At 55.0% G+C, this 25,872-nt stretch carries 21 protein-coding genes and 1 riboswitch; of the genes, 12 read left to right on the plus strand and 9 right to left on the minus strand.

The window, feature by feature from the left end:
• Positions 1-15 precede the first annotated feature (15 nt).
• The 6 genes from ftsL to ilvI all read right to left on the minus strand — a co-directional run bounded on the left by ftsL (position 16) and on the right by ilvI (position 5,656).
• Positions 16-336: a cell division protein FtsL gene (gene ftsL / locus WFP70_RS07215; RefSeq protein WP_034825986.1), complete on the minus strand. Its 321-nt coding sequence runs from the start codon at positions 334-336 to the stop codon at positions 16-18.
• Positions 333-1,274 (minus strand): 16S rRNA (cytosine(1402)-N(4))-methyltransferase RsmH, encoded by a 942-nt coding sequence (rsmH, locus tag WFP70_RS07220; RefSeq protein WP_337023084.1) that lies wholly within the window; start codon positions 1,272-1,274, stop codon positions 333-335. Before rsmH ends, ftsL begins: the two co-directional genes overlap by 4 nt.
• 2 nt (positions 1,275-1,276) lie before the next feature.
• The gene (mraZ, locus tag WFP70_RS07225; RefSeq protein ID WP_034825993.1) at positions 1,277-1,735 is read right to left on the minus strand and encodes a division/cell wall cluster transcriptional repressor MraZ; all 459 of its coding nucleotides are present in this window, start codon (positions 1,733-1,735) and stop codon (positions 1,277-1,279) included.
• A 493-nt stretch (positions 1,736-2,228) separates the two neighbouring features.
• On the minus strand, positions 2,229-3,239 hold the full coding sequence (gene cra, locus WFP70_RS07230; protein WP_097118335.1) for a catabolite repressor/activator: 1,011 nt from the start codon (positions 3,237-3,239) through the stop codon (positions 2,229-2,231).
• Positions 3,240-3,437: 198 nt separating this feature from the next.
• A complete protein-coding gene (gene ilvN, locus WFP70_RS07235) occupies positions 3,438-3,929 on the minus strand; it encodes an acetolactate synthase small subunit (protein WP_034825997.1) in 492 nt (163 codons plus the stop codon).
• Positions 3,930-3,931: 2 nt separating this feature from the next.
• Complete coding sequence (gene ilvI, locus WFP70_RS07240) at positions 3,932-5,656, minus strand: acetolactate synthase 3 large subunit (protein ID WP_034825999.1); 1,725 nt, start codon at positions 5,654-5,656, stop codon at positions 3,932-3,934.
• Positions 5,657-6,389: 733 nt separating this feature from the next.
• Here ilvI and leuL point away from each other — a divergent pair.
• The 5 genes from leuL to leuD all read left to right on the plus strand — a co-directional run bounded on the left by leuL (position 6,390) and on the right by leuD (position 11,248).
• Positions 6,390-6,473: a leu operon leader peptide gene (gene leuL, locus WFP70_RS26770; protein ID WP_101749442.1), complete on the plus strand. Its 84-nt coding sequence runs from the start codon at positions 6,390-6,392 to the stop codon at positions 6,471-6,473.
• A gap of 98 nt (positions 6,474-6,571) precedes the next feature.
• Positions 6,572-8,134, plus strand: coding sequence for a 2-isopropylmalate synthase (gene leuA / locus WFP70_RS07245; protein ID WP_034826001.1), 1,563 nt, complete (start codon positions 6,572-6,574; stop codon positions 8,132-8,134).
• A 2-nt stretch (positions 8,135-8,136) separates the two neighbouring features.
• The gene (gene leuB / locus WFP70_RS07250) at positions 8,137-9,228 is read left to right on the plus strand and encodes a 3-isopropylmalate dehydrogenase (protein ID WP_058960908.1); all 1,092 of its coding nucleotides are present in this window, start codon (positions 8,137-8,139) and stop codon (positions 9,226-9,228) included.
• Between the two features lie 4 nt (positions 9,229-9,232).
• The gene (gene leuC / locus WFP70_RS07255) at positions 9,233-10,639 is read left to right on the plus strand and encodes a 3-isopropylmalate dehydratase large subunit (RefSeq protein WP_058960909.1); all 1,407 of its coding nucleotides are present in this window, start codon (positions 9,233-9,235) and stop codon (positions 10,637-10,639) included.
• A gap of 3 nt (positions 10,640-10,642) precedes the next feature.
• On the plus strand, positions 10,643-11,248 hold the full coding sequence (leuD, locus tag WFP70_RS07260; RefSeq protein WP_038649091.1) for a 3-isopropylmalate dehydratase small subunit: 606 nt from the start codon (positions 10,643-10,645) through the stop codon (positions 11,246-11,248).
• A gap of 83 nt (positions 11,249-11,331) precedes the next feature.
• Here the strand turns inward: leuD and WFP70_RS07265 are convergent, their stop codons facing one another.
• Positions 11,332-12,513, minus strand: a complete 1,182-nt coding sequence (locus tag WFP70_RS07265; protein ID WP_160868735.1) for an MFS transporter — start codon at positions 12,511-12,513, stop codon at positions 11,332-11,334.
• A gap of 253 nt (positions 12,514-12,766) precedes the next feature.
• On the opposite strand from WFP70_RS07265, the gene sgrR reads away from it, so the two are divergent.
• From sgrR to thiQ, 4 genes are all read left to right on the plus strand, one after another.
• On the plus strand, positions 12,767-14,428 hold the full coding sequence (gene sgrR, locus WFP70_RS07270) for an HTH-type transcriptional regulator SgrR (protein WP_337023085.1): 1,662 nt from the start codon (positions 12,767-12,769) through the stop codon (positions 14,426-14,428).
• 35 nt (positions 14,429-14,463) lie between these two features.
• A riboswitch (TPP riboswitch) is annotated at positions 14,464-14,558 on the plus strand.
• A gap of 47 nt (positions 14,559-14,605) precedes the next feature.
• Complete coding sequence (gene thiB / locus WFP70_RS07275; protein WP_337023086.1) at positions 14,606-15,592, plus strand: thiamine ABC transporter substrate binding subunit; 987 nt, start codon at positions 14,606-14,608, stop codon at positions 15,590-15,592.
• Entirely contained in the window at positions 15,592-17,178 is a 1,587-nt protein-coding gene (gene thiP, locus WFP70_RS07280) for a thiamine/thiamine pyrophosphate ABC transporter permease ThiP (protein WP_337023087.1), read from the plus strand. Before thiB ends, thiP begins: the two co-directional genes overlap by 1 nt.
• The gene (gene thiQ, locus WFP70_RS07285) at positions 17,162-17,863 is read left to right on the plus strand and encodes a thiamine ABC transporter ATP-binding protein ThiQ (RefSeq protein WP_337023088.1); all 702 of its coding nucleotides are present in this window, start codon (positions 17,162-17,164) and stop codon (positions 17,861-17,863) included. Before thiP ends, thiQ begins: the two co-directional genes overlap by 17 nt.
• On the opposite strand, the gene WFP70_RS07290 is transcribed toward thiQ, so the two are convergent.
• Positions 17,860-18,624 (minus strand): DedA family protein, encoded by a 765-nt coding sequence (locus tag WFP70_RS07290; RefSeq protein ID WP_337023089.1) that lies wholly within the window; start codon positions 18,622-18,624, stop codon positions 17,860-17,862. The genes thiQ and WFP70_RS07290 overlap by 4 nt on opposite strands.
• Before the next feature lie 166 nt (positions 18,625-18,790).
• On the opposite strand from WFP70_RS07290, the gene polB reads away from it, so the two are divergent.
• From polB to rluA, 3 genes are all read left to right on the plus strand, one after another.
• Positions 18,791-21,151 carry a DNA polymerase II gene (gene polB / locus WFP70_RS07295; protein ID WP_337023090.1) on the plus strand — a complete coding sequence of 787 codons (2,361 nt, stop codon included), beginning with the start codon at positions 18,791-18,793 and terminating at the stop codon, positions 21,149-21,151.
• Between the two features lie 152 nt (positions 21,152-21,303).
• Positions 21,304-24,210: an RNA polymerase-associated protein RapA gene (gene rapA / locus WFP70_RS07300; RefSeq protein ID WP_337023091.1), complete on the plus strand. Its 2,907-nt coding sequence runs from the start codon at positions 21,304-21,306 to the stop codon at positions 24,208-24,210.
• A gap of 20 nt (positions 24,211-24,230) precedes the next feature.
• Entirely contained in the window at positions 24,231-24,890 is a 660-nt protein-coding gene (gene rluA / locus WFP70_RS07305) for a bifunctional tRNA pseudouridine(32) synthase/23S rRNA pseudouridine(746) synthase RluA (RefSeq protein ID WP_337023092.1), read from the plus strand.
• Between the two features lie 67 nt (positions 24,891-24,957).
• Here the strand turns inward: rluA and djlA are convergent, their stop codons facing one another.
• Entirely contained in the window at positions 24,958-25,770 is an 813-nt protein-coding gene (gene djlA / locus WFP70_RS07310; protein WP_337023093.1) for a co-chaperone DjlA, read from the minus strand.
• Positions 25,771-25,872: the final 102 nt, after the last annotated feature.

Below are 25,872 nucleotides of genomic sequence, written 5' to 3' on the forward strand. Positions count from 1 at the left end.
TCTGCGATTCCTTATTTATCTCTGCACCACGATATTTTCCTGTGAAGGATCAACATGCTGCATTTGCAGCTTATCGGTTGCTATTCGCTCAACCCGGCTATGATCGCCGAGCGCATTCTCTTCCAAAATCAGGTTACGCCACTCGATATCGAGCGCATCACGTTCTAAAACCAACTGTTCGCGCTGCGCCGTTAACAGGCGCGTTTTGTGCGTGGTGGTCACCACCAACACCGAGGACACAAGTACTGCAATCAGCAGCAACACCGGGATCTTGCCGAATCGCAGCAGGTCACCGCCGATGACGCCGGGCAGGCTGTGTCGCTCGTTGCCAATCATGTCGCGGTCCTCTCAGCAATACGCAGTACCGAACTGCGCGCGCGTGGGTTCTCGTTGACTTCCGCTTCACCCGGAATCAGCTTGCCTAAGGTTTTCAATTCACGTCCACCTAGCGCTTTAAGCTGGCTTTCGGTCATTGGGATACCCGCTGGAACTTGCGGGCCTCGGCTCTGATCGCGCATAAAACGCTTCACCAAACGGTCTTCCAGCGAATGGAAGCTGATAACCGATAACCGCCCGCCAGGTGCCAGCACCGACATTGCCCCTTTCAGTGCAGTATCGATCTCTTCCAGTTCGCTGTTGATCCAGATACGAATCGCCTGGAAGGTGCGCGTGGCCGGATGTTTAAACTTGTCCTTCACCGGCATCGCAGCAGCGATCACGGTGGCTAACTCTTTGGTGCGCGTCATTGGCTGTTCACGATTACGCTCGACGATGGCGCGTGCGATACGTTTGCCAAATTTCTCTTCACCGTAGGTCTTGATGACGAAGGCGATATCGGCTTCCTCGGCGTTCATCAGCCACTCTGCTGCAGACTGGCCCCGTGTCGGGTCCATACGCATATCCAGTGGCCCATCACGCATAAACGAGAAACCGCGCTCTGCGTCATCCAACTGCGGTGATGACACGCCAAGATCGAGCAATACGCCATCGATCTTGCCGGTGAGACCACGCGCTTCGACATACTCTGCCAGCGCCGAAAAAGGTCCGTGCACGATCGAAAAACGTGGATCCTGAATTTCAGCTGCAGCGGCTATGGCTTGCGGATCGCGATCGATCGCCAGTAACTGCCCCTTCTCGCCCAGTTGCGAAAGGATCAGACGTGAGTGACCGCCGCGCCCAAAAGTGCCGTCAATGTAAATGCCGTCTTCCCTGATATTGAGGCCGTTAACCGCCTCATCCAGTAGCACTGTGGTGTGTTTAAAATTTTCCTGCATAGCTATAGCGACAAGTCCTGCAACCGCTCAGATAAAGGCTCCTGAGCCGACTGTTCTGCGTCAATATCGTCCTTGACTTGTTGATACCAGGTCTGTTCATCCCACAGCTCAAACTTGTTGAACTGTCCGACCAGCATCACTTCTTTAGTGAGGCTCGCATGTTGGCGTAACGTATTCGCCAGCAACAAGCGACCTGCATTATCCATCTGGCATTCACTGGCATGTCCTAACAGCAGTCGCTGCACGCGACGCTCAATCGGATTCATGCTGGATAAGCGCGCCAGTTTTTTCTCGATGATTTCCCATTCGGGCAGGGTATAAAGCAACAGACATGGCTGGTGGAGGTCAATGGTGCACACCATTTGCCCCTGAGACTCCGCGACAAGCAATTCACGATAGCGCGTTGGTACCGCCAATCGGCCTTTGCCGTCGAGATTGACTAACGTTGCTCCTCGGAACATGTCAGTCCTACCCCCCAATCACCCGTTTTCACCACTTTATCCCACTTTTTACCACGAAACGAGTTTACGGAGCCTATGAAATCCTTGTCAAGCCGCAACGACAAGTGAATATCACTCTTTACAAGGGTGAGAATTATTTAGTGGAGGGGAATTTAGGGGAATGAATGGCAAAATAAAAAATTAACCTGATGAATAATGGAATAAAAATTTTCACGATTTGAAAAATGGCGAAAAATAAAGCGTTTTAATCGCAAAAGATAATTATCCCGGGATATGCGACAGCGGCTGCATTTTAGGGGATTTCTGAAAGGAAGCCCAGCACCATCGCGCCAGCTCTGCTACGCGTCACTGCTGAAGATGTAAACAAATAAGAAAATTCAGCGCAGTTAATTCGTTAGGGAAAGTGGTGACTATTTACGCTTTTTTACCCCAGTCCTATGGCAGAAAAATATCTGAATGATTAATAAGTGCGGGCAGCCATCTGCCCGCGATTTCATTTCGTACGTCGGCTTAATTGACCACGGCGGAATAAATTGCGGCGAATACGGGTTAATCCCGGCTTCGGTTTGCGCGGTTCATCCAGCGAGGCCAAAACTAATTCCAGCACGCGCTCGGCCACATCACGATGACGCTGCCCCACCGCCAGTACCGGGCACTCTAAAAAGTCCAGTAATTCGTGGTCGCCAAAGGTGGCGATAGCCAGGTCAGTGGGCAGGCGACCATCCCGCTTAAGGGTAATGTCCATCACGCCCTGAAGCAGACCGAATGAGGTGGTAAACAACGCATCTGGCATCGGATGATCTTCGAGGTATTTCTCGAACAGTGTGGCAGCCGCAGTGCGATCAAAGCTGTTGCAGTAGAGGTAATCCACCGTGCGTTCATCGTCTTTCCACGCATCGCGGAAGCCCATTTCACGCAGGAAACTGACTGAAAGCTCAGGCAAGGCCCCAAGGAACAGCACGTTTTTCACCGGAAGCTGACGCAATTCAGCCGCCAGAGCATGCGCATCGTCCTGATCGGCACCGACCACACTGGTGAAGTGTTCACGATCCAGCGCACGATCCAGCGCGATAATCGGCAGCGGATCGTTGATCCAGCGCTGATAAAACGGGTGTTCTGGCGGCAACGAGGTCGAAACAATGATCGCATCCACCTGGCGCTGCAGCAGATGTTCAATACAGCGCATTTCATTGTCAGGCTGATCTTCCGAGCAGGCAATCAGCAGCTGATAGCCACGTTGACGTGCCTGGCGCTCCAGATAATTGGCAATGCGCGTGTAACTGGTGTTCTCAAGATCCGGGATCACCAGACCAATTGAACGCGTACGTCCGGCGCGCAGGCCTGCCGCAACAGCATTGGGGTGATAATTATGTTCACGCACCACCGCCATCACTTTTTCGACGGTTTTGTCGCTGACACGATACTGCCGCGCTTTGCCATTGATAACGTAGCTGGCCGTGGTGCGCGACACGCCCGCCAGGCGCGCAATTTCATCCAGTTTCACGATGACACCTTAATTCTGATAAGCCAGGGCTGGGTAAATGTCCGCAGAGTAGCTATGGGTAAAACATTTGTAACATCTAACCGCAGAACACTACGCTGAGCAACCGCTTTTATCGGGCAGCACTCACAAGCGCATTAAATAAAAAAAACCCGGCATTACGCCGGGTTAGCTTGGAAGCAGGATGATAACCCTGCGGAATTAACGCATCACACGATCGCCACGTGACACGCCCACAATCCCTGATCGCGCCACTTCAACGATCTCAGCAACATCGCGTACCGTGTTGAGGAAGGCGTCGAGTTTATCGCTGGTGCCTGCCAGCTGAACCGTGTACAGCGTTGGCGTCACATCGATAATCTGGCCACGGAAAATTTCCGCGCTGCGCTTCACTTCTTCACGGCCATACCCGCTTGCCTGAATCTTCACCAGCATGATTTCACGTTCAACGTAAGCACCCTGCCCTAGCTCGCTGACACGTAACACGTCCACCAGCTTGTGCAATTGCTTCTCAATCTGCTCCAGCACTTTTTCATCGCCGACCGTCTGAATGGTCATGCGCGACAGTGTTGGATCGTCGGTTGGCGCAACGGTCAGGCTTTCGATGTTGTAGCCGCGCTGTGAGAACAAACCCACTACGCGAGACAATGCGCCGGATTCATTTTCCAGCAGTACCGATAACACACGACGCATAATTAAGTCCTCTCCGTTTTGCTCAGCCACATCTCATCCATCGAACCGCCGCGAATCTGCATCGGGTAAACGTGCTCGCTGCCGTCGATATTCACATCAACAAACACCAGACGCCCTTTCGCCAGGGTATCCAATGCCAGCTGCAGCTTCTCTTCCAGCTCAGCGGGGTGCGCGATGGAAATACCCACGTGTCCGTAGGCTTCGGCTAAACGCACAAAGTCAGGCAGCGATTGCATGTAGGATTGCGAGTGGCGGCCGGAATAAATCATATCCTGCCACTGTTTCACCATACCGAGGAAACCGTTGTTGAGGTTCAGCACCAGCACCGGTAAATCGTACTGCAGTGCCGTCGACAGTTCCTGGATGTTCATCTGAATACTGCCATCACCGGTCACGCAGATGACGGTTTCATCCGGCAGCGCCATTTTCACCCCCAGCGCAGCCGGTAAGCCGAAGCCCATGGTGCCAAGGCCACCGGAGTTGATCCAGCGACGCGGCTTATCAAACTGATAATAGAGCGCAGCGAACATCTGATGCTGGCCGACATCAGAGGTAACGTACGCATCCCCCTTAGTCAGACGCCAGATGGTTTCGATCACCGCCTGCGGTTTGATCTTGTCGCTGGTGCGATCGAACTCGAGGCACTTACGGCTACGCCAGCCATCAATGGTCTGCCACCAGTCGCGCAGGCTATCCAGCTCTTGCTTCGCATCGCTTTGCGCCAGCAACTCCAGCATCTGCGACAGCGTCTGCTTCGCATCACCCACAATCGGAATATCCGCGCTGACGGTTTTGGAAATCGAGGTCGGATCGACGTCGATATGCATGATGGTGGCGTTCGGGCAATATTTCGCCAGGTTGTTGGTGGTACGATCATCGAAGCGCACACCAATGCCGAAAATCAAATCGGCATTGTGCATGGTCATATTGGCTTCGTAAGTCCCGTGCATACCCAGCATGCCTACACTCTGGCGATGCGTGCCAGGGAACACGCCGAGGCCCATCAGTGACATGGTGACCGGAATATTCAGCTGTTCAGCTAACTGCAGCAGCTCCGCCTCACAGCCGGACATAATCGCACCGCCACCGGCATAAATCACCGGCTTATGCGCGGCCAGTAGCGTTTGCAGTGCACGCTTAATCTGTCCTTTATGCCCCTGAATCGTCGGATTATAAGAGCGCATGCTGACCGACTCAGGATAGACGTACGGCAGTTTGTTCGCTGGGTTAAGAATATCTTTTGGCAGGTCGATCACCACCGGGCCTGGGCGGCCGCTTGCTGCCAGCCAGAAGGCTTTTTTCAGCACGGTTGGGATCTCTTCGGCGTTTTTCACCAGGAAGCTGTGTTTGACCACCGGACGGGAAATCCCGACCATGTCGCACTCCTGGAACGCATCGTAGCCGATCAGTGAAGACGGCACCTGACCCGACAGAATCACCATCGGAATCGAATCCATATAGGCCGTCGCAATACCGGTAATGGCATTGGTGGCGCCTGGACCTGAGGTGACCAGCACCACGCCGACTTCGCCGGTCGCGCGTGCCAGACCATCTGCCATATGCACAGCGCCTTGCTCGTGACGCACTAATACGTGGTCAATTCCACCGACCGTTTGCAGCGCATCGTAAATGTCGAGCACTGCTCCGCCCGGATAGCCGAATACCTGCTTAACGCCCTGATCGATTAACGAACGGACGACCATTTCGGCTCCTGACAACATCTCCATTTTCTGCCTCCAGGCTTGAGGAACCGGATCTCGTGACGCGCATTGCCCCTGCGCCACTGACACCCAGCCCCGTATTCGCCAGTTAAGATCAAAACCTTATGTTTATGCTCAGATGACAGAATTCATTTCTGCCTTCCAGGTACAGGGAATCTACTTGAGTTGATTCTTTTAAGAGTAGGTCGATTACCATAACCGCAGAAAACCCGGCCTGCAAACGACAGGAGGCTGCGACAGGCTTATTTCGGCACAAAAGGCACTGACACGTGATAATCGCTCGCGAGGATTAAACTAATGCGATCCCACAACCACAGATGAAAATGCTGGTTTCATGATTATTTGCAGCGTGTTCTAAGAAATATGATTTTCATATTGCCTGGCCGGTTAGCCCACAATTTTTCCTGAATATTACTTTCTGGCGTGATTAACTTCAAAATCCGCTTCTTGCATGACATTGTGCTAAGCAACCCGCCAAATCTTGTTTTTATGATTGTACCAAAACCCCGATTAAACATATTAAATTCAATAACTTAAAATTAATTCGTTTTTATAAAAAATTTTTTAGGCTGTTTAAGCCATTATGCATGCAGCTAATTAATGCCAAAGCTCTGTGTAGCGGGATATTCGCAGCAGATCGCCCTTAACCGACAAAAGAAATACCCTTTCACTTAGGGTTGACTTCCCACAGCAATCCCAGTATCAATATGTGCAGCACAAAATTTACGAGGTTTGATTCATGTTCCATTCTTTCCGCCTACTCGGTCTACTACTAAACGCATTCAGTTTGCGCGGTAGACTTGTGGGTGGAATCAATCACTGATTCGAACCTGAAGAAGTTTAAAGAACCCGCGCCGATGCGCGGGTTTTTTTATGCTCGTTACACCGGCGAAGTTGAGTTAAAGCAAAAGGAAGATGACCATGAGCCAGCAAGTTATTATTTTCGATACCACTCTGCGCGACGGCGAGCAGGCATTACAGGCCAGCCTGAGTGTTAAAGAAAAACTGCAGATCGCCCTGGCGCTGGAGCGTATGGGCGTGGATGTAATGGAAGTCGGTTTCCCTATCTCTTCGCCTGGCGATTTCGAATCGGTGCAAACCATCGCGCGCTCGGTGAAAAACAGCCGCGTTGCTGCCCTGGCTCGCTGCGTGGATAAGGATATTGATGCCGCCTACGAGGCTTTGCGTGTGGCTGAAGCATTCCGCATTCATACTTTCCTCGCCACTTCGCCAATGCATATCGCCACCAAATTGCGCAGTACCTTGCCAGATGTGATTGACCGCGCGGTAGCCTCCATTAAACGTGCCCGCAACTATACCGATGACGTTGAGTTTTCTTGCGAAGACGGTGGCCGTACGCCTATCGACGATCTGTGCCGCGTAGTGGAAGCCGCGATCAACGCCGGCGCGACCACCATCAACATCCCGGATACGGTTGGTTACACCTTGCCGCACGAGTACGCCAACATCTTCAGCCAGTTGCGCGAACGCGTACCGAACATCGATAAAGCTATCTTGTCTGTTCACACCCATGATGATTTGGGCATGGCAACCGGCAATGCCGTAGCAGCGGTGTTAGCAGGTGCGCGTCAGGTTGAAGGCACCATCAATGGCCTGGGCGAACGTGCCGGTAACTGTGCGTTGGAAGAAGTGATTATGGCGATTAAAACCCGTCAGCAGATCATGAACCTGCACACCAATATCCATCATCAGGAAATCTACCGCACCAGCCAGTTAATCAGCCAAATCTGCAACATGCCGATTCCAGCCAACAAAGCGATTGTGGGTACGGGTGCGTTTGCTCACTCCTCTGGTATTCACCAGGATGGCGTGTTGAAGAACCGCGAAAACTACGAAATCCTGACGCCAGAATCGATCGGCTTACACAAAATTCAGTTGAACCTGACTTCACGCTCTGGCCGTGCTGCGGTGAAACATCGCATGGAAGAGATGGGCTACAAAGATTCCGACTACAACGTCGATGCTCTGTACGATGCCTTCCTGAAGCTGGCCGACAAGAAAGGCCAGGTATTTGATTACGATTTGGAAGCGCTGGCGTTCATCAACAAACAGAACGAAGAGCCAGAGTATTTCCAGCTGAACGAATTTAATGTGCAGACCGGTTCCAGCGTCACTGCCACCGCGTCAGTGCAGTTGGGCTGTGGCGAAGAGACCAAAGCCGATGCTGCGACCGGTAACGGTCCGGTTGACGCCGTGTATCAGGCCATCAACCGCATCACCGGCTTTGAAGCAGAATTGGTGAACTACAAGTTGACCGCGAAAGGCCACGGCGAGAACGCGCTGGGCCAGGTTGATATCGTGGTGAACTACAACGGTCGTAAATTCCATGGCGTTGGCCTGGCGACTGATATCGTCGAATCTTCTGCTAAAGCGATGGTGAACGCCCTGAACAACATCTGGCGCGCCAAACAGGTAGAAAAAGAATTGCAGCGTAAATTTAAAGATCAGAAGGAAACGGTGTAACTATGACTCAGTCTTATCATATTGCGGTAATGCCAGGCGACGGAATCGGCCCGGAAGTGATGGCGCAGGCTATCAAGGTTCTCGACGCAATTCGCGCGCGCTTCGACATGCGTATCACCACCAGCGAATATGATGTTGGCGGTATCGCCATCGATCGTCACGGTGAACCGCTGCCGCCTGCCACCGTTGCCGGTGCAGAGCAAGCGAATGCGATTCTGTTCGGCTCTGTCGGTGGTCCAAAATGGGAACACCTGCCGCCAGCGGGCCAGCCTGAGCGTGGTGCACTGTTGCCACTGCGTAAGCACTTCAAGTTGTTCAGCAACCTGCGCCCCGCTTCCTTATATAAAGGCCTGGAAGCGTTTTGCCCACTGCGCAGCGACATCGCCGCACGCGGTTTCGACATCCTCTGCGTGCGTGAATTAACCGGCGGCATCTACTTTGGTCAGCCGAAAGGGCGCGAAGGTAGCGGTCCACATGAGCGTGCATTTGATACCGAGGTGTATCACCGTTTCGAGATCGAGCGTATCGCACGTAACGCCTTTGAAGCCGCACGCAAGCGTCGTAACAAAGTGACGTCAGTGGATAAAGCCAACGTGCTGCAGACCTCAGTGATGTGGCGTGAAATCGTTAATGAAGTGGCAAAAGATTACCCGGATGTGCAGTTGAGCCACATGTACATCGATAATGCCACCATGCAGTTGATTAAAGATCCATCACAGTTTGACGTGCTGCTCTGTTCTAACCTGTTCGGTGACATCCTGTCAGACGAATGCGCGATGATCACCGGTTCCATGGGCATGCTGCCTTCTGCCAGCATGAATGAAGAAGGTTTCGGTCTGTATGAGCCTGCGGGCGGTTCTGCGCCCGATATCGCCGGTCAGAACATTGCCAACCCAATTGCTCAGATTCTCTCGTTGTCTCTGCTGTTGCGCTTCAGCCTGAATGCCGCTGAAGCTGCAGACAGTATCGAGCGTGCGGTCAGCCGTGCGCTGGAAGCGGGCCATCGTACCCGCGATTTAGCCGGTAACGGCCCAGCTGTGAGCACAGATGAAATGGGCAGCATCATTGCCGGTTTCATCGCTGAGGAAAAATAATAAAATGAAAAGCTTATACCAGAAGTTATTTGATGCACATGTCGTCCACGAAGCACCAAACGAAACCCCGTTACTGTACATCGATCGCCATCTGATCCATGAAGTGACGTCACCGCAGGCCTTCGATGGCCTGCGCGCTCACGGCCGCAAAGTGCGCCAGCCGTCGAAGACGTTCGCCACCATGGACCACAACGTTTCTACCCAGACCAAAGACATTAACGCGTCGGGTGAGATGGCGCGTATTCAGATGCAAGAGCTGATCAAGAACTGTGCTGAGTTCGGCATTCAGCTGTATGACCTGAATCACCCGTTCCAGGGTATCGTGCACGTGATCGGGCCTGAACAAGGGATGACGCTGCCAGGCATGACCATCGTCTGCGGCGATTCCCACACCGCGACCCACGGCGCATTCGGTTCGCTGGCATTCGGTATCGGCACCTCCGAAGTTGAGCATGTGTTTGCCACGCAGACCCTGAAACAGGGCCGTGCCAAAACCATGAAGATTGAAGTGCTGGGCGAAGCGGCGCCGGGCATTACGGCGAAAGATATCGTGTTGGCGATTATTGGTAAAACCGGCAGCGCCGGCGGTACTGGTCACGTGGTGGAATTCTGTGGCCCGGCGATTGAAGCGCTGAGCATGGAAGGCCGTATGACGTTGTGCAACATGGCGATTGAGATGGGTGCCAAAGCGGGCCTGGTCGCGCCGGATGAAACCACTTTCGCTTATCTGAAAGACAAGCAGTTCGCACCGAAGGGCGAGCAGTGGGATGAAGCCGTCGCTTACTGGCGTACGATGAAGTCCGACAGCGATGCCAAATTCGACACCATTGTCACCCTGAACGCGGCCGATATCGCGCCGCAGGTCACCTGGGGCACCAACCCAGGCCAGGTGATGGCGGTGGATCAGGCGATCCCTAACCCGCAATCCTTTGCCGATCCGGTTGAGCGTGCTTCTGCCGAGAAAGCTTTGGCTTACATGGATTTGCAGCCGGGTATTAAACTGACTGAAGTCGCTATCGACAAAGTCTTTATCGGCTCCTGCACCAACTCACGAATTGAAGATTTGCGCGCTGCGGCAGCCATCGCTAAAGGCCGCAAAGTCGCACCAGGCGTTGTTGCCATGGTCGTCCCTGGCTCAGGCCCAGTGAAGGCACAAGCCGAAGCCGAAGGTCTGGACAAAATCTTCCTGGAAGCGGGTTTTGAATGGCGTCTGCCGGGTTGCTCCATGTGTCTGGCGATGAACAATGACCGTCTGAACCCAGGCGAGCGTTGTGCCTCCACCAGTAACCGTAACTTTGAAGGTCGTCAGGGCCGTGGCGGTCGCACTCACTTAGTGAGCCCGGCGATGGCTGCAGCGGCGGCAGTAACCGGTCGTTTTGCCGACATTCGTGAATTGACTCAGGGAGCTTAAGCCATGGCGAACAAATTTACCCAACACACCGGAATTGTGGCGCCACTGGATGCGGCGAACGTCGATACCGATGCCATCATTCCAAAACAGTTCCTGCAGAAAGTGACGCGCACCGGTTTTGGCGCGCACCTGTTCCACGACTGGCGCTTCGAAGATGATGCGGGCACCGTGCCAACCCCAGGTTTCGTGCTGAACAAGCCGGAATTTAAAGGCACCAGCATCTTGCTGGCGCGTGAAAACTTTGGCTGCGGCTCATCACGTGAGCACGCCCCATGGGCCCTGACCGATTTCGGTTTCCACGTGGTGATTGCACCCAGCTTCGCGGATATTTTCTATGGCAACAGCTTTAACAACCAGCTGCTGCCGGTGAAGTTGAGCGATGAAGAAGTGGATGAGATGTTCAAACTGGTGGCCGCGCAGCCAGGCGTGACCTTTACCGTGGATCTGGAAGCGCAGACCGTCACGGCGGGTGATAAGTCTTACAGCTTTGAAATCGACAGCTTCCGCCGTCACTGCATGATTAACGGTCTCGACAGCATTGGTTTGACGCTGCAACACGAAGCGTCCATCTCCAACTACGAGACCACTCAGCCAGCATTCCTGCGTTAATGCCCTATTCGGTGCGTATGAATGCGCCCCGAATAGAGACGCACTGGATGTTTATAAAGTCGCCTTTGCGGGCGACTTTTTATTTATTGGGCATCACGCACGCGCGACGCCAGCCCCAACGCCACAAGCGCCATCGCTAATGCCAGCCAGTACACCGACTCATGGCCAAAGCGCTCGCTCAGCGTGCCCTGTATCAATCCTGCAATAATCAAACCGGTCGATATCGAGGTGGTAAACATCGTGGTCGCTGCGCCCGCGCGTCCCGGCATCAAATCCTGGAACCACAGCATGCCAATTCCCGCGACGATGCCGATAAACGCCGCGTTGAACAGCTGAAGCACCATCAATGCCGTGCGCGACTGGAACAACACCAGTCCGAGATAGAACAGAATCGCCGCCACCAGCGCTAACAGCACCAACTTGCGCTTACCAAAGCGCTTCGCGTAGTGTCCGGCCAGCAGCATGATAGGAATCTCCAACCCTGCCGCCGTCCCCATCAATAATCCCGCCAGTTTTTCTGGCAACCCCAATGTGGAGCTGATATACAGCGGCATATCGATGATATACATGGTGTTGCACGCCCACATCACTACCGAGGCGATAAACAGCATTCGCACCTGGCTATCTTTCCACGGACTGAGCTGGGTCAGCACCTGCTCTGGCGTCGCGGCCACGCGCGGCACTGAAGGCAGAGTGCGCCAAATCAGCAGCATACTGAGCAGGAAAATCGCCGCCGCCACGCAGAACAGCGTCACGAAGCCATAGTTAAGCGCTAAGGCGAACGACAGCGGCGGGCCAATCACCCATGCCAGCGACAGTTGCGCACGCATTACCGAGCTGAACATCACCACTTCACGCGCCGACTGATCCGCATACTCGCGTGCCAGCGCAAAGATCTGCGGAATCGCCACGCTGGCCAGCGCTGACAGCAACACGCCCACACTGATCAACGTCAGGTAATGACGATTAAAGGCGAATAGCAGCGCATTCAGTACCGCCATCAGGCAGCAAAACAGAATCAGATTGCGACGATCGCCGCGATTGTCCGAACGTTTCGCCATCAGCAGGCTAATCACAATCCCGGCAATCGCGTTGATGGTAAAAAATAACCCGACCCAAAACGGTCGCACCTGCACTTCGCGCGTCAAAAACAGACTCAGCGTGGGTGCCTGCAACGCACCGGCGACACCGGTCATAAACGACACCGCCATAAAAGAGAGATAAACCGGATTGATACGACGCTGGCGCGTTAACAGCGATTTCATGCAGAAATCCCTTTGCGGAGAAATGAGGCTAAGACAAAGAGGGTAGAAGATTTCACAGCAAAACGAAAAAAGCCAGCAGAGAAAACGCTGCTGGCGGTGAAATGCACCCTACTCAGAAAAGGCTCCACGTCGGTGGAACCGCTGGCAGAGCGCCATTCATTGCTGAATGCCTCCCGCTCTTCCATTGCCTGGCAGTATGCCTCTAATATGGGGCAGGAAAAACTGAGCGATTCTGAGAAGGAGTTCCCCTTTTATGTCCTCTGCGCGACTGCAACAGCAGTTCATCCGCCTGTGGCAAAGCTGCCAGGGGCTGGATCAGGAAACCACCTTAAGCGCTCTGGCTGAACGACTGCACTGCTCGCGGCGCCATATGCGTAACCTGCTGAATGCCATGCAGGATGCGGGCTGGCTGATTTGGCAGGCAGAAGCCGGGCGCGGTAAGCGTTCGACTTTGAGCTTCAATTACACTGGCCTGGCACTCCAGCAGCAGCGCGCCGAAGATCTACTGGAGCAGGACCGCATAGAGCAGTTGGTGCAACTGGTGGGCGATAAGAATCAGGTGCGGCAGATGATTGCGGCGCATCTCGGGCGCAGTTTCCGCCAGGGCAAGCACATCCTGCGCGTGCTCTATTACCGTCCGCTGCCCAATCTGCTGCCGGGCTCGCCGCTGCGTCGTTCGGAAACCCATCTGGCGCGACAAATCTTTAACGGCCTGACGCGGATAAATGAGGAAAAGGGGGAAATCGAAGCGGATATCGCCCATCACTGGCAACAAACCTCCCCACTCCATTGGCGTTTCTTTTTACGACCCGCGATTCGCTTCCACCACGGCCGCGAACTGGAGATGGAAGACATCATCGCTTCACTGGAACGTGTACGCAGTCAGCCGCTGTTCTCACATATCGACAAACTGCACTCTCCCGCCCCCTGGACGCTGGATATTCATCTGACACAGCCCGATAGCTGGCTGCCATGGCTATTGGCCAGCGTCAGCGCGATGATCCTGCCGCGCGAATGGCCGACGTTGCGCTATTTCGCCCGTCAACCCATCGGCACCGGTCCGTACAGCGTGGTACGCAACCAGCAGACGCAGCTGAAAATTGCCGCCTTTGATGACTATTTTGGCTATCGCGCGCTGATTGATGACGTGTCGATTTGGGTGCTGCCGGAAATCAGCGACGAGCTGGTGTATGCCGGCGTGAAGCTGCAGGGGGAAACCGCCGATGAGAAATCCGAAGAGAGCCGTCTGGAAGAAGGTTGCTATTTCCTGCTGTTCGACCAGCGCTCAGAGCGTGGTAAGGATGCCCATTTTCGACGCTGGGTGAGCTATCTGCTTAACCCGATTGCCCTGCTCAACCATGCGGGTGTGGGCTATCAGCGCTACTGGTTCCCGGCATACGGTTTCTTACCGCGCTGGCATCATCGCCGCGATCTCACCCCAGCCGAAAAGCCCGATGGACTCACGCAACTGACCATCAGCTGGTACAGCCATCATGTCGAGCATGAAGGGATTGCTAACGCCCTGCGCCCGCTGCTGGCTGAACAGGGCGTTGAGCTGATCACGCGCGAGCTGAGCTACGAAGAGTGGTTCGAAGGTGAAGGAGAGAGTGACATCTGGCTCGGCAGCGTCAACTTCACTCTGCCGCTCGACTACGCACTGTTTGCGCAGCTCTACGAATTGCCGCTCATGCATCACTGCGTTCCGATTGACTGGCACGCAGATGCACAACAGTGGCGACAGAAAGCCTTGCCTCTGGCCGAGTGGAGCAAACAGTTGGTGAACAGCGACTTTGTTCATCCGCTCTTCCATCACTGGTTACTGTTGGAAGGCCAGCGCAGTATGCGCGGTGTGCGGCTCAACACGCTCGGCTGGTTTGACTTTAAATCGGCCTGGTTTGCACCACCGGAGCTGTGACACTTTCGTGCTGTCACAGAAGTGTCTAAAATAAGCCGTTCTCAACGGGGTGCCCTGGTATTGGGCTGAGAGAAACCCGTCGAACCTGATCCGGCTCATACCGGCGTAGGGATTTGAGATGAGCGATAACTCAGATCCTTTGCGACTCAACTTTATCTTCTCCTCAAGGAGCGCAAAGTGTTAAACAAAGTCTTGCCCGTGTTGCTGTTGATCTCTGCCCCGGCGTTGGCTGTCAAGCCTGTTCTTACCGTTTACACCTACGACTCGTTCTCTGCAGATTGGGGCCCCGGCCCTGCCGTCAAAAAAGCCTTTGAAGCCGAGTGCGGCTGTGAACTGAACTATGTGGCGCTGGAAGATGGCGTGTCGCTGCTCAACCGCGTGCGGATGGAAGGCAAAAACAGCAAAGCCGATGTGGTGCTGGGCCTCGATAACAACCTCGTGCAAGCCGCCGAAAAAACCGGCCTGTTCGCGAAAAGCACCGTCGACACCAGTAAATTGCAACTGCCTGATAGCTGGCATAACGACACCTTCGTTCCGTTCGATTACGGCTACTTCGCCTTCATCTACGATAAAAACAAGCTGAAGAACCCACCGAAAAGCCTGAAAGAACTGGTTGAAAGCCCAGAAAAGTGGCGTGTGATCTATGAAGATCCACGGACCAGCACACCGGGATTAGGCCTGCTGCTGTGGATGCAAAAAGTGTATGGCGATAAAGCACCTGACGCCTGGCAGAAGCTGGCACAGAAAACGGTCACCGTCACTAAGGGCTGGAGCGAAGCCTATGGCCTGTTCCTGAAAGGCGAAGGCGATCTGGTGCTGAGTTACACCACCTCTCCGGCATATCACATCATCGAAGAGAAGAAAGATAACTACGCCGCTGCGCCGTTTAGCGAAGGCCATTATCTGCAAGTGGAAGTGGCTGCACAGCTCGCTAGCAGCAAACAGCCCAAACTGGCGCAGCAGTTTATGCAATTTATGGTGTCGCCAGCCTTCCAGAAGACCATTCCGACTGGCAACTGGATGTATCCGGTGATCAAAAGCGATCTGCCTGCCGGTTATCAGTCGCTGACCGTGCCGGCGAATGCGCTGCAATATAGCTCAGCCGAAGTGGCCGATCATCGCGCGGACTGGATTCGCACCTGGCAACAAGCCGTTAGCCGTTAATGCCAGCCTGGTTAATTCCTGGAAGTGCCGTTGCGCTGCTATTGTGCGCAGTGGCACTGCTGGCGTTTGGCGCCTTAGTGATGGCGGCGCCGGTCACTGACTGGCGCGCCCTGCTGTCAGACAGTTATCTGCACCACGTCCTGGCCTTCTCGTTTGAGCAGGCGCTTTTATCTGCCCTGCTCTCGGTGCTGCCGTCGATTCTGCTGGCACGTGCGTTGTATCGTCGCCGCTTTCTGGGACGTAATCTGCTGCTGCGCCTGTGTGCCATGACGCTGGTATTGCCGGTTTTAGTGGCCGTATTTGGCTTGCTCAGTGTTTACGGTCGCAGCGGCTGGCTGGCACAACTCTGTGGCCTTTTAGGCCTCAACTACAGCTTCTCGCCCTATGGCTTGCAGGGCATTCTGCTGGCACATGTGTTCTTCAATCTGCCGCTTGCCACCCGAATGCTGCTACAGGCGCTGGAAAGTATTCCCGGCGAACAGCGTCAGTTAGCCGCCCAGCTTGGCCTGCGTGGCTGGAACCTGTTTTGTTTGGTCGAGTGGCCATGGCTGCGACGTCAGATCCTGCCCACCGCAGCCCTGATTTTTATGCTGTGCTTCGCCAGCTTTGCCACGGTACTGGCATTGGGCGGTGGACCGCGCGCCACCACGTTAGAGCTAGCGATTTATCAGGCGCTGAGTTTTGATTACGATCCCAGCCGTGCGGCGCTACTGGCACTGTTACAACTCGGATGCTGTTTGCTGCTGGTGCTGCTCAGCCAACGCTTCAGTAAGGCCATCCCTACCGGCAGCCAAAATATTCGCGGCTGGCGTGATCCACAGGATTGCTGGCATGCCCGGATCGGCGACACGCTACTGATTGTCTGTGCGCTACTGCTGTTGCTGCCGCCGCTCGCTGCGGTGATCGTTGATGGCTTGCGCGGTGGTGTTGCAGGTGCGCTGCAACAGCCCGCGTTATGGCAAGCGACCTTCACCTCACTGCGCATCGCCATCGGCGCCGGATTGCTGTGCGTGGTGCTGACCATCATGTTGCTATGGAGCAGTCGCGAGCTGCGTCAGCGTCAGCGCAACGTTGCGGCACAGGCAATGGAGCTAAGCGGTATGCTGATCCTGGCGATGCCCGGCATCGTGCTGGCCAGCGGCTTTTTCCTGCTGTTCAACGCGACCATCGGCCTGCCGCAGCGCGCCGATGGCTTAGTGATTTTCACCAATGCGCTGATTGCCATCCCTTATGCGATGAAGGTACTGGAGAACCCGATGCGCGATATCAGCGCTCGCTACACCCCGCTCTGCGCATCACTGGGCATTGCTGGTATTAATCGCCTGAAACTGATTGAACTGCGCGCGCTGAAGCGGCCCATTGCACAAGCGCTGGCGTTTGCCTGCGTGCTGTCGATTGGTGATTTCGGCGTGGTGGCCCTGTTTGGCAGCGCCGATTTCCGTACGCTGCCGTTCTATCTGTTCCAGCAAATTGGCGCTTACCGCGGCGCAGACGGTGCCGTTACGGCACTGCTGCTGTTATCGCTGTGCCTGTTACTCTTTACCCTGATGGAAAAACTGCCGGGTCGCCATGCTGACACTGAATAATCTCACTTATCTTTACCAGCATCTGCCAATGCGCTTCCGTTTTGAAGCCCAGGTGGGTGAACGTCTGGCAATCCTTGGTCCCAGCGGCGCAGGCAAAAGCACCTTGCTCAGTCTGATCGGCGGTTTTTTGCCAGTGAGCCAGGGAACCCTGATGATGAATGGCGTCGATCACACGCGCAGCGTGCCGTCGGCGCGACCAGTGTCGATGCTGTTCCAGGAGAACAATCTCTTCCCGCACCTGACGGTGCAGCAAAATATGGGGTTAGGTTTGCATCCGGGCTTGAAACTGACGCGGGAACAGCAACAACAGTTGGCCACCATCGCTGAGCAGACCGGGTTAGCGGAGATGCTGAACCGCTTGCCCGTCGAGCTTTCCGGCGGTCAACGTCAGCGCGTGGCCTTAGCGCGCTGCCTGTTGCGCGATCGGCCGATCCTGCTGCTCGATGAGCCCTTCTCTGCGCTCGATCCGGCGCTTCGCGGTGAGATGCTGCAACTGGTGCGTAAGGTGTGTGAAAGCCGCAATATCACGCTGCTGATGGTGTCGCACAGCCTGGAAGATGCCCAGCAAATTGCGCCGCGCAGTCTGGTGGTGGTCGATGGTCGGATTTACTGGGATGGCCGCACCGCGAGCTTGATCAGTGGAGAGAGTGAAGCGGCGGCCATCCTTGGCGTGAAAAAGCCTTAAGCGAAGAACACTTTCCACAACAGATGACGGAAGATGGGCATCATCGGGTGATACTGAATGGCGATAAATGCCGCCACGCCGATAGCCGCTGCCAGCGGTGCCAGCCAGCGTAAGCGCGCCTGCGGCAGATATTTCGTCGCCCAATCAGTGGTTTTGCCACTGCGCCACCAGCGCCACATCAGCCAGAATCCCATCCACACCAGCAACGCCACCAGCAACAGCAGCCACTTAAAATGGCCGCCTTGCGCGGCCTGCGGCACATCAATCGCCACACCGGCGAGGATACCCGGCATCAGATAAGCCGGCGGCCAGAGAATACAGCCAATCAGGTTGGGCGGCAGGAACTTGCGCACCGGTAGCTCCAGCATGCCCGCCGCCAGTGGAATTAACGGACGCGTTGGGCCGACGAAGCGCCCCACCAGAATGGTAAACATGCTGTGTTCATGCAGCGCGTGCTCAGTTTTATCCAGCAGGCCCTGATACTTTTTCAGATATTTCCAGCGGTGTAATGGCCCCTGAAACTTCCAGCCGATGCCATACGAGACCCAATCACCAATCAGGCAACCGGCAAAACCCGCCGCCCAGGCAGGATAAAGACCAATCTGTCCGCTGCCCACCAGCGCCCCAAGGCTGGCCATCAATACGGTACCTGGCAACAGCAATCCCACGAACGCCAGCGACTCAAGGAAGGTCACCAGCGCCACGGCCATCAGCGCGTACTCCAGCGATTGCGAAAACAGATGTTGAATCCAGGCTTCCATAACTATCCTCTGCGGAATATAGAGGCTGGATTGTCCGGAGCCAGCGCCAAACCGTCAAGGCAAGAATTGTAGGACGATGTTGACAGAGTACTGACAATGTCGCCACACACAGGCACTGTATAAACATCCATGATATACTTCAGGCAATTCATTTCCCGGAGTTCACGTGACCGAACCACGCGCAGGTTTTTTGCTTACCCGCCACTGGCGAGATACCCCAACCGGCAGCGAAGTGGTGCTGTGGCTGGCGACTGATCAGGGTCCACAGCGGCTGGTGCTACCGGCACAAGAGTCCGTGGCTTTCATTCCAGAAGAGTTCCGCCAGCAAACCGAAGCGTTGATCCGTGACGAGCGGCATATTCGTGTGCAATCGCTCGAACTGAAAGATTTCCGCCGTCGTCCGGTGTTTGGCCTTTATTGTCGCAGCCATCGCCAGCTGCAAAACCTGGAAAAGCGCCTGCGAGAAAATGGCATCACGCTGTATGAGGCCGATATCCGCCCGCCAGAGCGCTATTTGATGGAGCGTTTTATCACTGCGCCGGTGTGGTTCAGCGGCGAGGTGCGCGGCGATAGCGTGGTCAATGCTCGCCTGAAACCGCACCCTGATTACCGCCCGCAGCTAAGATGGGTTTCGCTGGATATCGAAACCACGGAACACGGTGAGCTGTATTGCATCGGGCTGGAGGGCTGCGGTCAGCGCCAGGTGTATATGCTGGGTCCACCCAATGGCGATGCCAGCACGCTCGATTTCGATCTCATCTATGTGGATAGCCGCCCGCAGCTGCTGGAACAGCTCAATGCCTGGTTCGCCCGCCACGATCCTGATGTGATCATCGGCTGGAGCGTGGTGCAGTTCGATTTACGCGTCCTGCAGAAACACGCCGACCGCTACGGCATCCCGCTGCGTTTAGGTCGTCACAATCAGGCGCTGGAGTGGCGCGAGCACGGCTTTAAGCCTGGCGTCTTCTTCGCACAAGCCACAGGACGGTTGGTGATTGATGGTATTGAAGCGCTGAAGTCCGCTTTCTGGGATTTCCCCTCCTTTAGTCTCGAAGCTGTATCCCGTCAGTTGCTTGGCGAAGGCAAAGCCATTGATAACCCGTGGCAGCGTATGGAAGAGATCAACTGGCGCTTTGCCCATGACAAACCGGCGCTGGCGAAGTACAACCTGAAAGATTGCGAGTTGGTGACGCGTATTTTCCAGCACACTGCCATCATGCCGTTTCTGCTGGAACGCGCCACGGTCAATGGCCTGGCGGTCGATCGTCACGGCGGTTCGGTGGCGGCGTTTGGTCATCTTTATATTCCGCGTATGCATCGCGCAGGATTCGTGGCACCTAACCTTGGTGAAGTGGCACCCGAAGCCAGCCCGGGTGGTTATGTGATGGACTCACGGCCCGGCCTGTACGACTCGGTGCTGGTGCTGGATTACAAAAGCCTTTATCCCTCCATTATTCGCACCTTTTTGATCGATCCCGTCGGTTTGGTGGAGGGGCTGGCGCATCCAGACGATGCCGATTCCGTGCCCGGGTTTCGCCATGCGCGCTTCTCACGCCAAACCCATTGCCTGCCAGCGATTGTGGAGCAGATTTGGCAAGGGCGTGAAGCGGCTAAACGCAACGGCAATCAGCCTTTGTCACAGGCGCTGAAAATTATCATGAATGCCTTTTACGGCGTGCTTGGCACCAGCGCCTGTCGCTTCTTTGATCCACGTCTTGCGTCTTCAATTACCCTGCGTGGCCACGCCATCATGCAGCAAACACGCGAGCTGATTGAGGCCGAAGGGTTTGATGTGATTTATGGCGACACCGACTCCACCTTTGTCTGGTTGAAAGGCGCACACAGCGAGGCGGAGGCCGCTGCCATTGGTCATCGTCTGGCTAAACAGGTCAATGCGTGGTGGCAGCAACATCTGCAGCAGACTTACGGGCTGGAGAGCGCACTGGAATTAGAGTACGAAACCCATTTCAGTCGCTTCCTGATGCCCACCATTCGCGGTGCTGAACAAGGCAGTAAAAAGCGCTACGCCGGCATGATTCGCAGCGACGGAACAGAACGGCTGGTGTTTAAAGGGCTGGAGTCAGTGCGCACCGACTGGACACCGCTGGCGCAGCAGTTCCAGCAAAATCTGTATGGCCGAATTTTCCGTGGTGAGCCATGGCAGGATTATATCCGTGAGACCGTGGCGCAGCTGCTGGCGGGCGAACTGGATGAATTACTGGTCTACAAAAAGCGCCTGCGCCGCCCGTTAAAAGATTATGAAAAAAACGTGCCACCCCATGTACGCGCTGCTCGCCTCGCCGATGAGCAAAATCGGAAATTACAGCGTCCATTACAGCATCAAAATGGCGGGTCCATTCGCTATGTGATGGCGACCGCTGGCCCGGAACCGCTGGAAGCGCGCACCACGCCGCTCGACTATGATCACTATGTCACCAAACAGTTACAACCGGTGGCAGATGGCATTTTACCCTTCGTCGGCGATGACTTTGCTACACTTATCACCGGGCAGCTGGGGCTTTTTTGACAGGTGACGAATGCCCTGCCATCCAGTACCATAGCGCCCTTCCTGTTTCTCACCGCATAGACACTCTGACCAAACTCTCGTTTGGCGGTGATGTATTGCCTGAGAGCAGGTGAACTTCTTTATGGCATGTCAGAGAGTCGAGCTAAAAATATATGGTTTTTACACTGGGTCAGCGCTGGATTAGTGATACGGAAAGTGAACTGGGATTAGGAACGGTGGTGGCGATCGATACGCGCATGATCACCATGATGTTCCCGGCAACCGGCGAAAACCGCCTGTATGCCCGTAATGATGCTCCCGTCACCCGTGTGATATTCAATCCGGGCGACACCATCACCAACCACGAAGGTTGGCAGATGAGCGTCGATGAAGTCCGCAACGATAACGAATTAATGACTTACATCGGCACGCGTCTCGACACAGAAGAAAGCGGCGTGGTGATGCGCGAAGTGATGCTGGACAGCAAGCTGGTGTTCAGCAAACCTCAGGATCGTCTGTTCGCCGGTCAGCTCGACCGTATGGACCGTTTTTCCCTGCGCTTCCGTGCGCGTAAATACCAGAGTGAGCAGTATCGCCTGCCGATCAGCGGCCTGCGCGGCATGCGCACCAACCTGATTCCGCATCAGCTGCATATCGCCCATGATGTTGGCCGTCGTCATGCGCCACGCGTGTTGCTGGCGGATGAAGTGGGCCTGGGTAAAACCATTGAAGCCGGGATGATTATTCAGCAACAGCTGCTGGCCGGTCGTGCCGATCGCGTACTGATCGTGGTGCCGGAAACGCTGCAGCACCAGTGGCTGGTAGAGATGTTGCGCCGCTTCAACCTGCGCTTTGCCCTGTTTGATGACGACCGCTACACCGAAGCCCAGCACGACAGCGATAACGCTTTTGAAACCGAGCAATTAATTATCTGCTCGCTAGACTTCGTGCGTCGCAATAAGCAGCGTTTGGAATTACTGGCTGATGCCGACTGGGATTTACTGGTGGTCGATGAAGCTCACCATCTGGCCTGGAGCGAAGAGGCGCCGAGCCGTGAATATCAGGTGATTGAACAGCTGGCGGAAAAAACGCCAGGCGTATTGCTGCTGACGGCCACGCCGGAACAGCTGGGTCTGGAAAGTCACTTTGCCCGTTTACGTCTGCTCGATCCAAATCGCTTCCACGACTTCAGCCAGTTCGTGGCTGAGCAGCAGAATTATCGCCCGGTGGCCGATGCGGTGAGTTCGCTGCTGGCCGATCAGGCGATCACCAAAGAAGAGATGAACCTGATCAATGACCTGATCGGTGAACAGGACATCGAGCCGCTGCTGCAGGTGGCGAACAGCGATCGTGAAGGCAAAGAAGAAGCACGCAAAGAGCTGGTCTCGATGTTGATGGACCGCCACGGCACCAGCCGCGTGCTGTTCCGTAACACCCGTAACGGCGTGAAGGGCTTCCCGAAACGCGAACTGCACCAGATTCGTTTGCCACTGCCTGCGCAATATCAAACCGCGATTAAAGTTTCCGGCATTATGGGCACGCGCAAGAGCGCAGAAGAACGCGCGCGTGACATGCTGTATCCGGAAAAGATTTATCAGGAATTTGAAGGTGATAGCGGTACCTGGTGGAACTTCGACCCACGCGTTGAGTGGCTGATGGGCTACCTGACCAGCAACCGTAAAGAGAAAGTGCTGGTGATTTGCGCTCAGGCTGCCACTGCGCTGCAACTGGAGCAGGTGCTGCGCGAGCGCGAAGGTATTCGTGCTGCAGTGTTCCACGAAGGATTATCCATTCTGGAACGCGACCGCGCTGCGGCGTTCTTCGCCTCAGAAGAAGAAGGCGCACAGGTACTGCTGTGCTCGGAGATCGGTTCTGAAGGCCGTAATTTCCAGTTCGCCAGCCGTCTGGTAATGTTCGACCTGCCGTTTAACCCGGATCTGCTGGAACAGCGTATTGGCCGTCTCGACCGTATCGGCCAAATGCACGACATTCAGATCCTGGTGCCATGGCTGGAAAAAACCGCCCAGGCGGTGCTGCTGCGCTGGTACCACGAAGGCCTGGATGCGTTTGAGCATACCTGTCCAACTGGACGCGCCATTTATGACAGCGAATACAGCAAGTTAATCGAATACCTCGCCGCACCTGAGAATCCACAGGGGCTGGATGAATTTATTGCAGAGAGCCGCAAACAGCACGACACGCTGAAAGCGCAGCTGGAGCAGGGTCGTGACCGCTTACTGGAGCTGAACTCCAACGGCGGCGAAGCAGCGCAGGCGCTGGCGAATGCTATCGGCGAACAGGATAACGACACCGACCTGGTTAACTTCGCGCTGAACCTGTTCGATATCGTCGGCATCAACCAGGAAGACCGCAGTGACAGCCTGATCGTGCTGACGCCATCCGATCATATGCTGGTGCCGGATTTTCCAGGTTTACCGGAAGATGGCTGCACCGTGACCTTCAACCGTAACCAGGCGCTGTCGCGTGAAGACACCCAGTTCATCACCTGGGAACATCCGCTGATCCGTAATGGTCTCGATTTGATCCTGTCCGGCGATACCGGTAGCTGTGCATTGTCACTGCTGAAGAACAAAGCGCTGCCGGTTGGGACGCTGCTGGTTGAGATGGTGTACGTGGTTGAAGCGCAGGCTCCGAAAAGCCTGCAACTCACCCGCTTCCTGCCGCCAACGCCGGTGCGTCTGCTGATGGATCGTGCGGGCAACAACCTGGCAGGCAAAGTGGAGTTTGAAAGCTTTAACCGCCAGTTAAACGCCGTGAATCGTCATACCGGTAGCAAACTGGTTAACGCAGTGCAGCAGGAAGTGCACGAGATTCTGACCCAGGCCGAAAAAGTGGTGATTCCGGAAGCACAGGCGATCATCGCAGCGGCGAAAGTCGAGGCGGATGAGAAGCTGAGTGCCGAGCTATCACGTCTTGAAGCGCTGCGAGCGGTCAACCCCAACATCCGTGATGATGAGGTTGAAGCGCTGGAAAGCAATCGCGAGCAGGTGCTGGCGAGCCTCGGTGATGCGGGCTGGCGTCTGGACGCGCTGCGTCTGATCGTTGTCACGCACCAATAATTGCTGAAGGCCATTACGACATGTTGATGGAAGCCTACAATCCGCCGCTCGAACCCTGGCTACATATTCTGTATCAGGACGAGCACATTATGGTGGTCAATAAGCCAAGCGGATTGTTGTCGGTGCCAGGCCGGCTGGAGGAGCACAAAGATAGCGTGATGACGCGCATTCAACGTGATTTCCCCCAGGCGGAATCGGTGCATCGACTGGATATGGCCACCAGCGGGGTGATCGTGGTGGCACTGAATAAAGCCGCAGAGCGCGAGTTGAAGCGACAGTTCCGCGAGCGTGAGCCGTCAAAGTACTATGTGGCGCGCGTTTGGGGTCATCCAGTCGCGGAAGAAGGATTGATCGATCTGCCGCTGATTTGCGACTGGCCCAATCGCCCTAAGCAAATGGTGTGCTTCGAGAACGGCAAAGCGGCGCAGACGGAATATCAGGTGCTGGAGTACGAAGCCAACCACAGTGCCCGCGTGCGGCTTAAACCGATTACCGGGCGCTCGCACCAGCTGCGCGTGCATCTACTGGCGCTGGGTCACCCGATTTTGGGCGACCGCTTTTATGCCCATGAAGAAGCACTGAGCATGGCGCCGCGTCTGCAACTGCACGCGGAGTCATTAACCATTACCCATCCGGCGTTTGGCAACAGCATGACGTTTAAGCAGCCAGCAGATTTTTAATCTGCAGGTCATAAAAAAGGGCCGTCAGTCATGACGGCCCTTTCAAATTCAATCTTAATGTTCCAGGCTATTTAAATCCTTTCTCCTTACGAATCAAATGGTAAGCCGCCTGAATCTCCTGCGCTTTCTGCTTCGCCATCTCCATCATTTCTGGCGGTAACCCTTTCGCCACCAGTTTGTCCGGATGATGCTCACTCATCAGCTTACGGTAAGCGCGTTTAATGGTGGTGCTGTCATCGCTGCTTTTTACCCCCAGCACACTACAGGCATCATCCAGCGTCGGTCCGCGTTTCGCCTGTTGATAAGCACCACCATAAGAGGAGCCACCGCCACCAAATTGTTGCCCACCTTCCATCATGCGAAGGAACTGATCGAACTGTGCCCGCGAAATGCCCAGCTCTTCCGCGATTACATACAGCACCTGGCGTTCATTGGGATGCAGTGAACCGTCAGCAAATGCTGCCTGAATCTGAATTTCCAGAAACATCCGAATCAGATCAAAACGACCAAAACAGGCGCTGCGCAGTTCACGCAATTTATTCCGCAGCGGATAGTCACTTTGCTTGCCTTCGCGGAAAGCACGCTGCGCAGCCATGCGGGCATCGCCATGCAGTTGCATACGATCCATAAATAAGGAAGCAATCTGGATATCTGCCTCGGTGACGCGCCCTTTTGACTTGGTCAAATGACCCATCACCTGAAAAGTGGTACTGAAAAACAGCGTCTGTCGCGCCTGATTATTGGCGAAATAGCCCTGTCCTTTTACGCTGCGCACTTTGTCAAACATATGACCAATGATCAGACCCAGTACAATGCCCCAGAAGCCTGCTCCGGAAAGTAAGCCGAGAGCCAGACCAATAACTTTTCCCCAGTAGCGCATAAACTCCTCAATTCGCCATGCTTGCGGCTGAAAATTGCATTATCATACCTTTCATTTACTTCAGTGCCTAACAGCAACGCGATCAGACAAGGATTAACACTG

The organism is Pantoea sp. USMM079 (genome assembly GCF_037153115.1).
In the GTDB taxonomy this organism is placed as follows: Bacteria; Pseudomonadota; Gammaproteobacteria; order Enterobacterales; family Enterobacteriaceae; genus Pantoea; species Pantoea communis.